The organism is Rhizobium leguminosarum (assembly GCF_010668065.1).
Lineage (GTDB): Bacteria > Pseudomonadota > Alphaproteobacteria > Rhizobiales > Rhizobiaceae > Rhizobium > Rhizobium leguminosarum_S.
In genome coordinates this window covers 207,466-220,704 of record NZ_WUEN01000003.1, presented here as the reverse complement: position 1 = coordinate 220,704, position 13,239 = coordinate 207,466, and the positions used below count along the sequence as shown (strand labels likewise).

At 62.5% G+C, this 13,239-nt stretch carries 11 protein-coding genes; 8 read left to right on the top strand and 3 right to left on the bottom strand.

Annotation, left to right across the window (positions count from 1 at the left end):
• The first annotated feature begins 60 nt into the window (after nucleotides 1-60).
• The 7 genes from GR198_RS09470 to GR198_RS09440 all read left to right on the top strand — a co-directional run bounded on the left by GR198_RS09470 (nucleotide 61) and on the right by GR198_RS09440 (nucleotide 8,446).
• Nucleotides 61-897 carry a GNAT family N-acetyltransferase gene (locus GR198_RS09470; protein ID WP_164068526.1) on the top strand — a complete coding sequence of 279 codons (837 nt, stop codon included), beginning with the start codon at nucleotides 61-63 and terminating at the stop codon, nucleotides 895-897.
• A 13-nt stretch (nucleotides 898-910) separates the two neighbouring features.
• The gene (locus GR198_RS09465; protein WP_164068523.1) at nucleotides 911-2,287 is read left to right on the top strand and encodes an aspartate aminotransferase family protein; all 1,377 of its coding nucleotides are present in this window, start codon (nucleotides 911-913) and stop codon (nucleotides 2,285-2,287) included.
• Between the two features lie 216 nt (nucleotides 2,288-2,503).
• The gene (locus GR198_RS09460) at nucleotides 2,504-3,217 is read left to right on the top strand and encodes an HAD-IA family hydrolase (protein WP_164068521.1); all 714 of its coding nucleotides are present in this window, start codon (nucleotides 2,504-2,506) and stop codon (nucleotides 3,215-3,217) included.
• Nucleotides 3,218-3,280: 63 nt separating this feature from the next.
• Nucleotides 3,281-4,891 (top strand): ABC transporter substrate-binding protein, encoded by a 1,611-nt coding sequence (locus tag GR198_RS09455; protein WP_164068519.1) that lies wholly within the window; start codon nucleotides 3,281-3,283, stop codon nucleotides 4,889-4,891.
• Nucleotides 4,892-4,980: 89 nt separating this feature from the next.
• On the top strand, nucleotides 4,981-5,931 hold the full coding sequence (locus tag GR198_RS09450; RefSeq protein ID WP_164068518.1) for an ABC transporter permease: 951 nt from the start codon (nucleotides 4,981-4,983) through the stop codon (nucleotides 5,929-5,931).
• Nucleotides 5,928-6,794 (top strand): ABC transporter permease, encoded by an 867-nt coding sequence (locus GR198_RS09445; RefSeq protein ID WP_164068516.1) that lies wholly within the window; start codon nucleotides 5,928-5,930, stop codon nucleotides 6,792-6,794. The genes GR198_RS09450 and GR198_RS09445 overlap by 4 nt, the downstream gene beginning before the upstream one ends.
• Nucleotides 6,791-8,446, top strand: coding sequence for an ABC transporter ATP-binding protein (locus tag GR198_RS09440; protein WP_164068514.1), 1,656 nt, complete (start codon nucleotides 6,791-6,793; stop codon nucleotides 8,444-8,446). The genes GR198_RS09445 and GR198_RS09440 overlap by 4 nt, the downstream gene beginning before the upstream one ends.
• Nucleotides 8,447-8,752: 306 nt before the next feature.
• Here the strand turns inward: GR198_RS09440 and GR198_RS09435 are convergent, their stop codons facing one another.
• On the bottom strand, nucleotides 8,753-9,229 hold the full coding sequence (locus tag GR198_RS09435; protein ID WP_003549758.1) for an Lrp/AsnC family transcriptional regulator: 477 nt from the start codon (nucleotides 9,227-9,229) through the stop codon (nucleotides 8,753-8,755).
• A 216-nt stretch (nucleotides 9,230-9,445) separates the two neighbouring features.
• On the opposite strand from GR198_RS09435, the gene GR198_RS09430 reads away from it, so the two are divergent.
• Nucleotides 9,446-10,771, top strand: coding sequence for an NAD(P)/FAD-dependent oxidoreductase (locus GR198_RS09430; protein WP_164068513.1), 1,326 nt, complete (start codon nucleotides 9,446-9,448; stop codon nucleotides 10,769-10,771).
• A 112-nt stretch (nucleotides 10,772-10,883) separates the two neighbouring features.
• Here GR198_RS09430 and GR198_RS09425 read toward each other — a convergent pair whose 3' ends face one another.
• A complete protein-coding gene (locus tag GR198_RS09425; protein WP_164068511.1) occupies nucleotides 10,884-11,735 on the bottom strand; it encodes an alpha/beta hydrolase in 852 nt (283 codons plus the stop codon).
• A gap of 11 nt (nucleotides 11,736-11,746) precedes the next feature.
• Nucleotides 11,747-13,234, bottom strand: coding sequence for an NAD-dependent succinate-semialdehyde dehydrogenase (locus GR198_RS09420; RefSeq protein ID WP_164068509.1), 1,488 nt, complete (start codon nucleotides 13,232-13,234; stop codon nucleotides 11,747-11,749).
• Nucleotides 13,235-13,239: the final 5 nt, after the last annotated feature.

The following is a 13,239-nucleotide window of genomic DNA, read 5'->3' as shown; positions in this document are numbered from 1 at the left end:
CAGATGATCTGCCCGCCGGCGCTCCGGCAGACTGGCGGGCACGACATGAAGGACGCCCCCATGCAAGCAAGTCAGATCGAAATCGTCCCGTTCGGCCCCGACCATCTGGAAGCCGCTGTCGCGCTCTCAAGACAGGCGGGCTGGCCGCATCGGACGGAAGACTGGCAGCTGGCGCTCGCCTTGAGCGACGGGATGGTTGCGGTCGAGGACGGCAAGGTCGTCGGCACCGTCCTCGTCACGCCGTATAAGGAAGATTGTGCAACCATCAACATGGTCATCGTCGACGAGACGATGCGCGGCAGGGGCCTCGGCCGCAAACTGATGGACGCCGCACTGCTGATCGCCGGAGACCGGCCGCTGAGGCTGGTGGCGACGACGGCAGGACTGCCGCTCTACCAGAAGCTTGGCTTCCACGAGACGGGAACCGTGGCGCAACATCAGGGCCTTGCCGGAGAAATCGCCGCGTCGGCGGAAACGCAAGCGGCTACAGACGCCGACCTCCCTGCTATCGTAGCCCTCGACCGCCTTGCCTTCGGCGCCGACCGCGAAGGGCTGCTCTCTTATTTCGCCGGGATCGGCGAGTTCGCCGTCATTCGTCGCGATGGCCGCCTCTCCGGCTTCGCGTGTCTGCGTCCCTTCGGCCGCGGTGAAGTGATCGGACCCGTGGTGGCCGCCGACCTCGGGCAGGCCAGGAAACTCATCGAACATTTCATCGCCAGACGGCGTGGGCGGTTCCTCAGGGTCGACACAACTGCCGAGACCGGGCTTTCCCCATGGCTCGCCGAACAGGGGCTCGCCCATGTCGGCGGCGGAATCACGATGAGAAAGCCGTTGGTTCGCGACACCGCCGATCCGACCGTCACCACCTTTGCCCTCGCCAGTCAGGCGCTCGGCTGATCCGGAGATCTCCATGTACAGCAATTCCCTCATCGAACTCGATCGCGCCCACCTCATTCATCCGGTCGCCTCCTACCGCGGCCATGAAAAGCTTGGCGTGCGCGTGCTCGCCTCGGCCAAAGGCGCGACGGTCACCGACGCCTCCGGCAAGCAACTGATCGACGGCTTTGCCGGCCTCTGGTGCGTCAATGCCGGTTACGGCCACGAGAGCATCGTCGAGGCGGCGGCCCGGCAGATGCGCGAGCTTCCCTATGCGACGGCCTATTTCGGCCTCGGCTCCGAGCCCGCGATCCGGCTTGCCGGCGAACTCGCCGATCGCGCGCCGGGCGATCTCAACCATATCTATTTCACCCTCGGTGGTTCCGATGCGGTGGACAGCACGGTCCGCTTCATCCGCTACTACTGGAATGCCCGAGGACAGCCTGAGCGCGATCAATTCATCTCGGTCGAACAGGGCTATCACGGCTCCTCGACGGTCGGCGCGGGTTTGACCGCGCTGCCTGCCTTCCATGCCGGCTTCGGCCTTCCCTTCGACTGGCAGCATAAAATTCCGTCTCATTACGCCTATCGCAACCCGGCAGGCGACAATCCGCAGGCGATCATCGACGCCTCGCTTGCGGCGCTGAAAAGCAAGGTCGAGGCGATCGGGCCGGAACGTGTTGCCGCTTTCTACGTCGAGCCGATCCAGGGCTCGGGCGGCGTTCTGGTGCCGCCGAAAGGCTGGATGAAAGCCATGCGCGAATTCTGCCGCGCACACGACATCCTTTTCGTGGCGGACGAAGTGATCACCGGCTTTGGTCGCACCGGCCCGCTTTTTGCCTGCACCGAGGATGAGGTCGTGCCCGATTTCATGACGACCGCCAAGGGCCTCACCTCCGGCTACGTCCCCATGGGCGCTGTCTTGATGGCCGATCACGTCTATGAAACGATTGCCGAAGGCGCGGGTGCCGCCGCCGTCGGCCATGGCTACACCTATTCGGCCCATCCCGTCAGCGCCGCGGTCGGCCTCGAAGTCCTGAAACTCTACGAAAACGGCCTTCTCGAAAACGGCGTCAGGGCCGGTGCGCGGCTGATGCAGGGCCTGGATTCGCTGAGGGATCATCCGCTCGTCGGCGATGTCCGCGGCCGCGGCATGCTGGCCGCCGTCGAACTCGTGGTCGACAAGGTGAACAAGACGCCGTTGCCGGCATCCGCCGAACCCTCCCGCCGCATCTTCGATCGCGCCTGGGAGAACGGCCTCGTCATCCGCGCCTTCGGCAATGGTGTGCTTGGCTATGCTCCGCCGCTCTGCTGCACCGAAACGGAGATAGATGCGATCGTCGAGCGCACCCGCATCACCCTAGACGAGACGCTGGAGGACCCGGATGTGCGTCGGGCGCTGCAGGCCTGAGAATATCGCGAAACGGTCAGATTCGGTATTTTGTGCCGCCTTGTGACGCCTATTCGGCGAATCCGGTGCGGTGCAGGTGACACACTGAAATCAACGAAAGGCCGCGGCAGAAGCCGGTCTTCCATACAAGAGCGGGACAAAGACCCCGCCAGCGGAACAGAATTTTCTTCTTCGAGAAGCCGAGCTCCCATCGGAGCCGAACACTGGGGAATTCACGTGAGCAAAGGCCTTCCGGAATTCAAATACCTGACCTTCGACGTCGTCGGCACGCTCATCGACTTCGAAGGCGGCCTCAAGACCTGCTTCGCCGAAATCGCGGCCGAGGTCGGAAGCACAGTCGACGGCGAGCAAGCGCTTAGCCTCTACCGCGCAGCCCGCTACTCCGGGGATGCCGATCTCTTTCCGGACGACCTCGTGCGCGTCTACCTTGCGATCGCGCCGAAGCTCGGCCTGCCCACTGAGCAAAAATATGGCGAACGCCTGCGGGATTCGGCGAAGAGCTGGAAGGGTTTTGCAGACAGTGCCGCGGCACTGGCCAGTCTTGCGAAGGATTACCGCCTCGTGGCGATGACCAATGCCCGCCGCTGGGCATTCGATTTCTTCGAGAAGGAACTCGGCAATCCCTTTTATGCCGCCTTCACCGCGGATGATACGGGGACCGAGAAACCCGATCCCGCATTCTTCGAGAAGGTATTCGACTACGTCGTCTCGCAAGGACATTCGAAGGACGACATCCTGCATGTCGCCCAGAGCCAGTACCACGATATCGGGATATCCAGGAAACTCGGGCTGACCAATTGCTGGATCGAGCGGCGCCATGCCGTGAAGGGTTACGGCGGCACGATCGAACCGGCCGAATTCACCAAACCCGATTACCATTTCACCTCCATGGCCGGCCTTGCCGATGCCGTGGCCGCCGCGCGCGCCTGACTTTGAAAGCAGATCGGGCCTGCCCGCAACGGGCAGCCCGCCACAGAAGAAAAGGGGAATGAGATGAACGACAAAATCACCAATTGGACCAGGTCCGACGACGCCATGGTCGAAACCGCCATCCGTCGTGGCGCCACTCGTCGCGAGTTGCTGCATATGATGCTTGCGGGCGGCGTGGCCCTGTCGGCCGGCGGGCTCGTGCTTGGCCGCGCCGGCAAGGCGCTTGCCGCTACGCCCGTTTCCGGCGGCTCGCTCAAGGCGGCCGGCTGGTCGTCCTCCACGGCCGATACGCTCGACCCCGCCAAGGCGTCGCTCTCTACCGACTATGTCCGGTGCTGCTCCTTCTATAACCGCCTCACCTTCCTCGACAAATCAGGCACGCCGCAGATGGAGCTTGCCGAAGCGATCGAGTCCAAGGATGCGAAGACCTGGACGGTCAAGCTGAAGAACGGCGTTACTTTCCATGACGGCAAGCCGCTGACCGCCGATGACGTGGTTTTCTCGCTGAAGCGCCATCTCGACCCGGCCGTCGGCTCGAAGGTCGCCAAGATCGCCGCCCAGATGACCGGCTTCAAAGCGGTCGACAAACAAACCGTCGAGATCACACTCGCCAGCCCGAATGCCGACCTGCCGACCATCCTGTCGATGCATCACTTCATGATCGTTTCCGACGGCACGACCGATTTCACCAAGGCCAACGGCACCGGCGCTTTCGTCAAGGAAGTCTTCGAGCCGGGCGTCCGGTCTGTCGGGATCAAGAACAAGAATTACTGGAAATCCGGCCCGAATGTCGATTCCTTCGAATATTTCGCCATCAGCGACGATAATGCCCGCGTCAACGCACTGCTTGCGGGCGACATCCATCTCGCAGCCACGATCAATCCGCGCTCTATGCGCCTCGTCGAGGCCCAGGGCGACGGCTTCACCTTGTCGAAGACGACGTCCGGCAACTATACCAATCTCAACATGCGACTGGATATGGAGCCCGGCAACAAGCGGGACTTCATCGAGGGCATGAAGTATCTCGTCAACCGCGAACAGATCGTCAAATCGGCGCTACGCGGTCTCGGTGAAGTCGGCAACGATCAACCCGTTTCACCGGCGAACTTCTATCATGACGCAGAGCTGAAAGCGCGAGCCTTTGATCCTGAGAAGGCGAAGTTCCACTTCGATAAGGCCGGCGTGCTTGGCCAATCCATCCCGATCATCGCTTCCGATGCGGCGAGCTCGTCGATCGACATGGCCATGATCATCCAGGCGGCCGGCGCCGAAATCGGCATGAAGCTCGATGTGCAGCGGGTACCTTCCGACGGCTACTGGGACAATTACTGGCTCAAGGCGCCGATCCACTTCGGCAATATCAACCCGCGGCCGACCCCCGATATCCTCTTCTCCCTACTCTACACCTCGGACGCTCCGTGGAACGAAAGCCACTACAAGTCGGAGAAGTTCGACAAGATGCTAATCGAGGCGCGCGGCTCTCTCGATCAAGACAAGCGCAAGACGATCTATAACGAGATGCAGGGCATGGTCGCCCAGGAAGCCGGCACTATCATTCCGGCCTATATCTCGAACGTCGATGCCACGACTGCCAAGCTCAAGGGCCTGGAGGCCAATCCGCTCGGCGGCCAGATGGGATACGCTTTCGCGGAATATGTCTGGCTTGAAGCCTGATACAGCAAAGGAGACTGGGGCTGCAGCCGCGCCCCAGTTCCTCCATCTGCATTGATGGAACTTAACTCGAACGCAAAGGGAAGACGCCCGTGAACCGCCAGGTCTTATCCCTTGTACTGAGCAGATTGTTCGTCGCCGTGATCACCCTGGTGATCGTCTCCTTCGCCGTCTTCTTCGCGACAACGCTGTTGCCTGGAGATACGGCGACGATCCTGCTCGGCCAAGCCGCCACGCCGGAAGCCGTCGAAGGCCTGCGCAAGGCCATGCATCTCGACGAGCCGGCGCTCTTTCGTTTCCTGCGCTGGTTAGTCGGGCTGCTGCAAGGCGACCTCGGCACGTCCTATGCCAACGACATGCCGATCGCCGCTCTCATCGCCGGCCGCTTCGTCAATACGCTGAAACTTGCCGGCGTCACCGCGCTTTTCTCCGTACCGATCGCGCTGACGCTCGGGATCACTGCGGCGATGCTGCGCGGCACCCTTTACGACCGGATCGTCACCGTGATCACCATCGGCGTCATCTCCGTGCCGGAGTTCATGGTCGCGACCTCCGCAGCACTCATCTTCGCCGTCTATCTGAAATGGCTGCCGGCGCTGTCTTTCGCCAATGAAGTCCACAGTCTGACCGACCTGTTGCGCGTCTATGCCATGCCGGTGATCACCCTCACCTTCGTCGTCTCGGCCCAGATGATCCGCATGACGCGCGCGGCTGTCATCGAGACGCTCAACACACCCTATGTCGAGATGGCATTGCTCAAGGGCGCCTCCCGGCGGCGCATCGTCTTTCGCCATGCACTGCCGAATGCGCTCGGCCCGATCGTCAATGCCGTCGCGCTTTCGCTGTCCTATCTGCTCGGAGGCGTCATCATCGTCGAGACCATTTTCAACTATCCAGGTATCGCCAAGCTGATGCTGGATGCCGTCGCCACCCGCGACCTGCCGCTGATCCAGAGCTGCGCGATGATTTTCTGCCTGGGCTACCTGCTCCTGATCACCATCGCCGATATCATCGCCATCCTTTCCAATCCGAGGCTCCGATGACCATGACCAGTTCCGAAACCACCTCCGGCCGGCTGTCCGGAACCCGGTTTGGCTATCGCTTCAACATCGTCGGCGCGATCGGCTTCACTGTGATCCTCTTATGGGCGCTCGTCGCGATCTTCGCGCCATGGGTCATCCCCTACCCCGTCGGCGAGATCATCGATCTCGACTATTTCGGCCCGATGAGCCGGGAACTCTGGCTCGGCTCCGATTATCTCGGCCGCGACATGCTCTCGCGGATTCTGATGGGCGCGCGCTATACGGTCGGCATCTCGCTGGCGGCGGTCACGATCGCCTGCTTCAGCGGCGTCGTGCTCGGCATGATCGCAGCTGTCGTCGGCGGCTGGCTGGACACGATCCTCAGCCGTTTCCTCGACGCCCTCAACTCCATCCCGAGCAAGCTGTTCGGTCTGGTGGTCGTCGCTGCCGTCGGCTCCTCGGTCCCGGTTCTGATCATGACGCTGTCGGTGATCTACATTCCTGGCGCTTACCGCTTCGCCCGGGCGCTCGCCGTCAACATCAATGCGATGGATTTCATCACGGTCGCGCGCATCCGCGGCGAAAGCACCCTCTATCTCATTCGCTCGGAAATCCTGCCCAACATCGTCGGACCGGTACTTGCCGATCTCGGCATCCGCTTCGTCTTCATCGTTCTGCTGCTCTCCGGGCTTTCCTTCCTCGGTCTTGGCGTCCAGCCGCCCTATGCCGATTGGGGTGCGCTCGTACGTGAGAATATCGGCGGCCTGCCATTCGGTGCGCCGGCAGTGATGTTTCCCTCGCTTGCCATCGCCAGCCTGACGATCAGCGTCAACCTGCTGATCGACAACCTGCCGCAGAAAATCCGCGACCGGAGTGTGTCATGAGCAATTTCATCGAAATCCGTGACTTAAAGGTCGAGGCCACCACCGATTCCGGCCGACGTGTCGAAATCATCAAGGGTGTCAGCCTCGATGTTGCCGAGGGCGAGATCGTCGCGCTGATCGGCGAGAGCGGCTCGGGCAAGACAACCATCGCCCTGACCCTCATGGGCCATACCCGCGCGGGCTGTCGCATCTCCGGCGGCAGTGTTTCGGTCGGCGGCAAGGACATGGTCACGCTCAGCGAAAAGCAGCGCGCCAAGGTGCGCGGCACCGAAGTCGCCTATGTGCCGCAATCGGCGGCTGCCGCCTTCAACCCGGCCACGTCGATCATGGACCAGGTGATCGAAGTCACGCGTATCCATCACCTGATGTCGCCGGACGATGCGCGCGCCCGGGCCGTCGAGCTCTTCCGGGCGCTGTCCCTGCCGGACCCCGAGACGATCGGCAGCCGTTATCCGCACCAGGTTTCCGGCGGCCAGCTGCAGCGTCTGGCGGCCGCGATGGCGCTGATCGGCGACCCGACCCTCGTCATCTTCGACGAGCCGACGACGGCGCTCGACGTGACGACCCAGATCGAAGTGCTGCGGGCTTTCAAGTCTGTCATGAAGAAGGGTGGCATAGCAGGCATTTATGTCTCGCACGACCTTGCCGTCGTCGCCCAGATCGCCGACCGCATCGTGGTCTTGAAAGGCGGAGAGACCCAGGAAGCCGGCACCACCGACGAGATCCTAAACAATGCCAAGCACCCCTACACCAGGGAGCTGCTCGCAGCCTTCGAGCCGAAGCCGCGCGGCGCAACTGGCCCCGCCGAACCCGCGACGGCTCCCCTGCTGAGGATCGAAGATCTCGTCGCGGGCTATGGACAGCGCCAGGCTGACGGTCTGCCGCTCGTTCGCGCGGTCGAGCATGTGAGCCTGAAGGTGGAGAAAGGCCGCAATCTCGGCATTATCGGCGAATCCGGTTGCGGCAAGTCGACGCTCGCCCGCACCATCGCCGGCATCCTGCCGGCTGCGGTCGGCAAGATCGTCTTCGACGGCACGGAACTGCGTCGCAGCGCGCGCGAGCGCTCGCGCGATCAGTTGCGCGAGATGCAGATTGTCTTCCAATATGCCGATACCGCACTCAACCCGGCAAAATCGGTCGAGGACATCCTCGACAGACCTCTGGTCTTTTACCACGCCATGGATCGAAAGGCGCGGAACGCCCGGATCGATCAACTGCTCGACATGGTACGCCTGCCCCGCAACCTGCGCCATCGCCGGCCGGGCGAACTCTCGGGTGGGCAGAAGCAACGCGTCAACTTCGCCCGGGCGCTTGCGGCCGATCCGAAGCTGATCCTCTGCGACGAGATTACCTCGGCGCTCGACACGGTGGTCGCCGCCGCGGTGATCGACCTGCTCAAGGAATTGCAGCGGGAACTCGGCCTCTCCTACATCTTCATCAGCCACGACCTCTCAGTAGTGGAGGCGATCTGCGACGAGATCGTCGTGATGTATGGAGGCCGTAAGGTCGAGGAAATCACCTCCTTGACGGTGAAGGCGCCGCAGCACCCCTATTCGCAACTGCTCTTCTCATCGGTGCCGACGCTCGATCCGGCCTGGCTCGACGGGCTCCAGCAGGATCCGGAACTGGTGCGGGCTTATTGCCGGCACTGAGCGACGATCTCCTGCACGCTTGCCAGACATGGCGCGCACCCGGTCAGGTCGTGTTGAAAAGCCTGGGCACCGCGGCACGAGATCTGCAGGTGGCAGCGAACATGGCTTTGGAAAGCAAGCCCGAAATTCTGTCGCAAGTCCTTCCAACCAGTATGGAACTTAATAGTTATAGGGAGAACAACCTGCGACAGAGAACCGGCATCTGCTTAGGACCGGTTGGATCGGGGAAAGGCAACGGGGTGAGGTCGGTCTGGAACCCCGAAATCTTGCGTTTGAGCGGGGCTCCGGCTGCGGTCCTCTCGCCGGCTAATGCGGAAACAAGGTGGTGAGCGGCATGTGGGCCTTGATGATCGGCGATTTCAGGACGACGAAGCTGAAATACTTGTCGATGCCGACGTCCATATCGGTGAGGCGCTCCATGATCGTCTGGTATTCGTCGATGCCGGCGGTGACGAATTTCAGCAGATAATCGTAGCCGCCCGAAACCAGATGGCATTCGATCACCTGGTCGACTTTTTCGATCGCCGCCAGGAAGCGGGCGAAATCGATCTGCCGATGGTTCTTCAGGGTGATCTCGGTGAACACCGTCAGCGTCTGCCCGAGTTTGCTGACATTGATCTGGGCCGAATAACCTTCGATATAGCCCTCCGACTGCAGCTTCTTCACCCGCATCAAACAGGGGCTCGGCGAGAGATTGACCAGTTCGGCGAGTTCCACATTGGTGACGCGGCCGTTCTTCTGCAGTTCGTAGAGAATTTTTACGTCGATCCGGTCGAGTTTCATCCCACACGCCCTCAATGACGCAGCAGATTATGCTGCTTGTTTCCCAGGCCAACCTTAGCACATGACGTTGGCCTGTCGATCGCGTTGCGAGACAGGCCGAAGCACAAACGGCTGCTGGCATCCTCCCAACACGGAATCTTCTGCTGCCACCAACCGATCTCCGGCAAAGCCGTGGCGTCAGATTCGCTACACTACGGTTAAAACGGAGACTCTCCCATGCCCGCACCGCTCAATCGCGTCGACACCACGCCGGAACTACCTTCCACCGCTGATGTCGTGGTCATCGGCGGCGGCATCGTCGGCGTCTTCACCGCCTATTATCTCACTCGACGCGGATTGAAGGTGGCCCTCGTCGAGAAGGGACTGATCGGCGCCGAACAATCGAGCCGCAACTGGGGCTGGTGCCGCCAGCAGAACCGCGACGCCCGCGAATTGCCGATGTCGACGAAGAGCCTCGATCTGTGGGAGCGCTTCGCCACTGAGACCGGTGAGGACACCGGCTTCCGTCGTTGCGGCCTCTTCTATCTCAGCAATAGCGACCAGGAACTGTCCGGTTGGGCGCGCTGGCGCGATTTCGCCCGCTCGGTCGGCGTCACGACGCATATGCTGAGCAGCGCAGAGGCAACCGAACGCGGGCATGCCACCGGCACCTCGTGGAAAGGCGGGGTCTTTTCGCCCACCGACGGCACCGCGGATCCGGCGAGCGCTGCGCCGGCCGTCGCGCGTGCGATCCTGAAGCTCGGCGGCACTGTGCATCAGTCTTGTGCGGCCCGCGGCCTCGACGTCGAAGGCGGCAGGCTCTCGGGCGTCGTCACGGAGCATGGCACGATCCGCACGAAAATCGCGGTCCTCGCCGGCGGCGCCTGGGCCTCCTCCTTCTGCCGCCAGCTCGGCATTCGATTTCCGCAAGCCTCGATACGCTCCTCGATCCTCTCCGTATCCCCAGGCGCGAGCGGCCTGCCGGATGCATTGCATACATCAGCGGTTTCGGTGACGCGACGCCGCGATGGCGGCCACACGCTGGCGATCAGCGGCCGCGCCCGCGTCGACCCGACGCCACAGCAGTTCCGCTTCGCGCGGCAGTTCCTGCCGATGTTCGCCCGGCGCTGGCGCAGTCTCGCACCCGGCGGGTTGGAAGGTTTTCGCTCCGGCCACGAATCTCTGGCACGCTGGCGGCTCGACAGGCCGACGCCGATGGAGCGCATGCGCATCCTCGACCCGACGGTCGACGAGGCCACCATCGCCCTCACGCATGCGCGGGCGCTCGAACTTCTCCCTGCCTTGAAGAAAACCGCCATCAGCGCGACCTGGGCCGGCTATGTCGACAGCACGCCCGACGGCGTGCCGGGGATCGGCGAGATCGCCACCTTGCCCGGTTTCATCCTTGCTGCCGGCTTCAGCGGCCACGGCTTCGGCATCGGGCCGGGCGCCGGTCATCTGATCGCCGATATCGTCACAGGCGATGAGCCGATCGTCGACCCCAGACCCTATCACCCCGACCGCTTCGGTGGATCCGCCTGGGGCAAAGTGGCCGATTTTTAGGACTCTGTCGGTCTTTGCGCGACGTTCGACGACGCGGATCGGCACGATTTGGCACCGGCCATAGGAGCCGATGCATCACACTTCGATTGCCACGATCACGAAAAGCCGGCGGTCAAGGGGAGGTGTATCGCTTCGGTTCCTCATTGGCATTATGGGCAATAAAGGCGCGCCATGCTGCCGCCACAGGCGTGCCAGCAACGGCGAGATCGCGTACCGTGCTCATGTGATTGCCGTCTGCGACCTGCGATGCCCGCACCTCAAGCCCTTGGGCGGCAAGAATGTCCCTGAACGCATTTGCCTGGATTTTGAACGGACCAGTTTCCTGTTCGCCGGTCATGATAGCGACACGCGTTGCGGGATCGTGCTCGTGATGCATGGGCGTAAACCGTCGCACCTCCTCGTCGCTCAAGGCGATCTCGTCCCGCAGGAAGGACGTCTGCAGGGGTTCGAGCTCGTATAGCCCGCCAAGCAGGAAAGCAGCAATTACACCCGAAGGCGCTGGCGAGCGATGGAAGAGAAAGGTTGCAAGATGTGCACCGGCGGAGTGGCCGCTGACGGAGAACCGCTTTGACGTGGCGCCAAAACGATCGGCATGCGCCAGCAGGAAAGCCTTGGCTTTCAGGACCTGACCAACAAGGACGTCCATTCTCGCCGTGGGCATCAACGAATAATCGACGATGGCTGCGACCGCGCCGGCGCCGGTAATCGTCTCAGCGACGCAGGAATAGTCCTCCTTGGAAAACATCCGCCAATAACCACCATGGATGAACATGTGGATCGGCATGTCCGAGCCGGCGCGGTTTGGCAGGAAGATATCGAGCGTCTCGCCAGGCCTATCCCCGTAGGCGATGTTGGCCTCCATGGCGACAGTGCGCCGCGTTGCAAGGCTGCGAGCTCGAATATCGCCGACGATCGCGTCGAAATCTGCGACATGGTCACGAATGCGGAACGGATCGGCGGCCACAAGTTCCTCCCTCAGAAACTTGTCGCAATGTACTTGGCTTCCATGAACTCCGCGATACCGTGATGCTGCCCACCTTCACGTCCAAGGCCGCTCTGTTTCACACCGCCAAAGGGAGCAGCGGGATCGGAGAGCAGTCCACGATTAAGGGCGATCATGCCGGCCTCGACCTTGGAGGCGACCCGCATGCCGCGGCCAATGTCGCGGGTATAGATGTAGGCGGCGAGGCCATATTCCGTATCGTTGGCGGCAGCGATGACTTCTGCCTCGCTCTCGAAACGGTAGAGCGGCGCGACGGGACCGAAAATCTCCTCGCAGCCCATGTCGGAGGCCCGGGCAACATCGACAAGCACCGTCGGCGGATAAAAAAAGCCGCGGCCTGCCAATGTTCGTCCGCCGCAGAGGGCGCGCGCGCCGCGCGAAATGGCGTCGGTAACAAGGCGCTCGATCTTCTCCACCGCCTTGCGCGTGATCATCGGACCACATTCCGTATCCAGATCCACACCCGGGCCGACATTGAGGGCGGCCATGCGTTGGGTAAATTTTTCCGCGAAGGCATCGTGGATACCGGACTGGACATAAATGCGGTTTGCCGCCGTGCACGCCTCGCCCGCATTGCGCATTTTCGCGACCATCAGCCCCTCGATCGCCGCGTCAATGTCCGCATCGTCGAAAACGATGAACGGCGCGTTGCCGCCGAGTTCCATGGAACAGGAGATGACATTTCTCGCCGCTTCCGCCAGAAGCGTGCGGCCGACGCCCGTCGAGCCTGTGAAGGAAAGTTTTCGCACGCGCGGATCGGCCAGCATGGCGGCGATGACGGGGCCCGGCGTCGATGTTGTCATCACGTTCACGACGCCCGGCGGCACGCCAGCCTCCTCGTAGAGAGCCGCAAGTGCATAGGCCGTCAGCGGCGTCTCGCTCGCGGGCTTCAGGATGACGGTGCAGCCTGCGGCAAGGGCAGGAGCGATCTTGCGGGTCGCCATCGCGGCCGGGAAATTCCACGGTGTGATGAGAACGCAGATGCCGATAGGCTGGTAATCGACGACGATGCGGTTTCCGCCGGCCGGGGCAAGGCCGAACTCACCAGAGATGCGCACCGCCTCCTCGGCGTTCCACCGAAAGAACTCCGCCGCATAGGCCACCTCGCCGCGCGCGTCGCGCAACGCCTTCCCGTTCTCGAGCGAAATGAGCCTGGCAAGCGTTTCGGAGCGCTCCACCATAAGTTCGAAGCAGCGGCGCAGGATCTCGGAACGCTTTCTAGGCGGCGTCTCGCGCCAGCTTTCCGCCGCACTTGCAGCAGCCTCCACGGCCGCTGCCGCATCCGCAAGGGTCGCATCCGGCACGGCGGCAATGACCGCCTCGGTCGAGGGGTCGATCACCTCGATCCGACCCTCGCCCGCCGCAGGCCGCCAGGCGCCGCCAATATAGAGGCCGCGGGAGAACGCGCCGAGCTCGAAGGGATCGTGGTCTGGATGCGAAGAATGCTGGTTGACGTTCATGATGG

What these genes read in the sequence shown, in the direction of transcription:
- GR198_RS09435 (WP_003549758.1), bottom strand. Translation starts at nt 9,229, where the DNA reads ATGAAACTCGACCGGATCGACGTAAAAATTCTCTACGAACTGCAGAAG.
- GR198_RS09430 (WP_164068513.1), top strand. Translation starts at nt 9,446, where the DNA reads ATGCCCGCACCGCTCAATCGCGTCGACACCACGCCGGAACTACCTTCC.
- GR198_RS09440 (WP_164068514.1), top strand. Translation starts at nt 6,791, where the DNA reads ATGAGCAATTTCATCGAAATCCGTGACTTAAAGGTCGAGGCCACCACC.
- GR198_RS09420 (WP_164068509.1), bottom strand. Translation starts at nt 13,234, where the DNA reads ATGAACGTCAACCAGCATTCTTCGCATCCAGACCACGATCCCTTCGAG.
- GR198_RS09465 (WP_164068523.1), top strand. Translation starts at nt 911, where the DNA reads ATGTACAGCAATTCCCTCATCGAACTCGATCGCGCCCACCTCATTCAT.
- GR198_RS09455 (WP_164068519.1), top strand. Translation starts at nt 3,281, where the DNA reads ATGAACGACAAAATCACCAATTGGACCAGGTCCGACGACGCCATGGTC.
- GR198_RS09445 (WP_164068516.1), top strand. Translation starts at nt 5,928, where the DNA reads ATGACCATGACCAGTTCCGAAACCACCTCCGGCCGGCTGTCCGGAACC.
- GR198_RS09470 (WP_164068526.1), top strand. Translation starts at nt 61, where the DNA reads ATGCAAGCAAGTCAGATCGAAATCGTCCCGTTCGGCCCCGACCATCTG.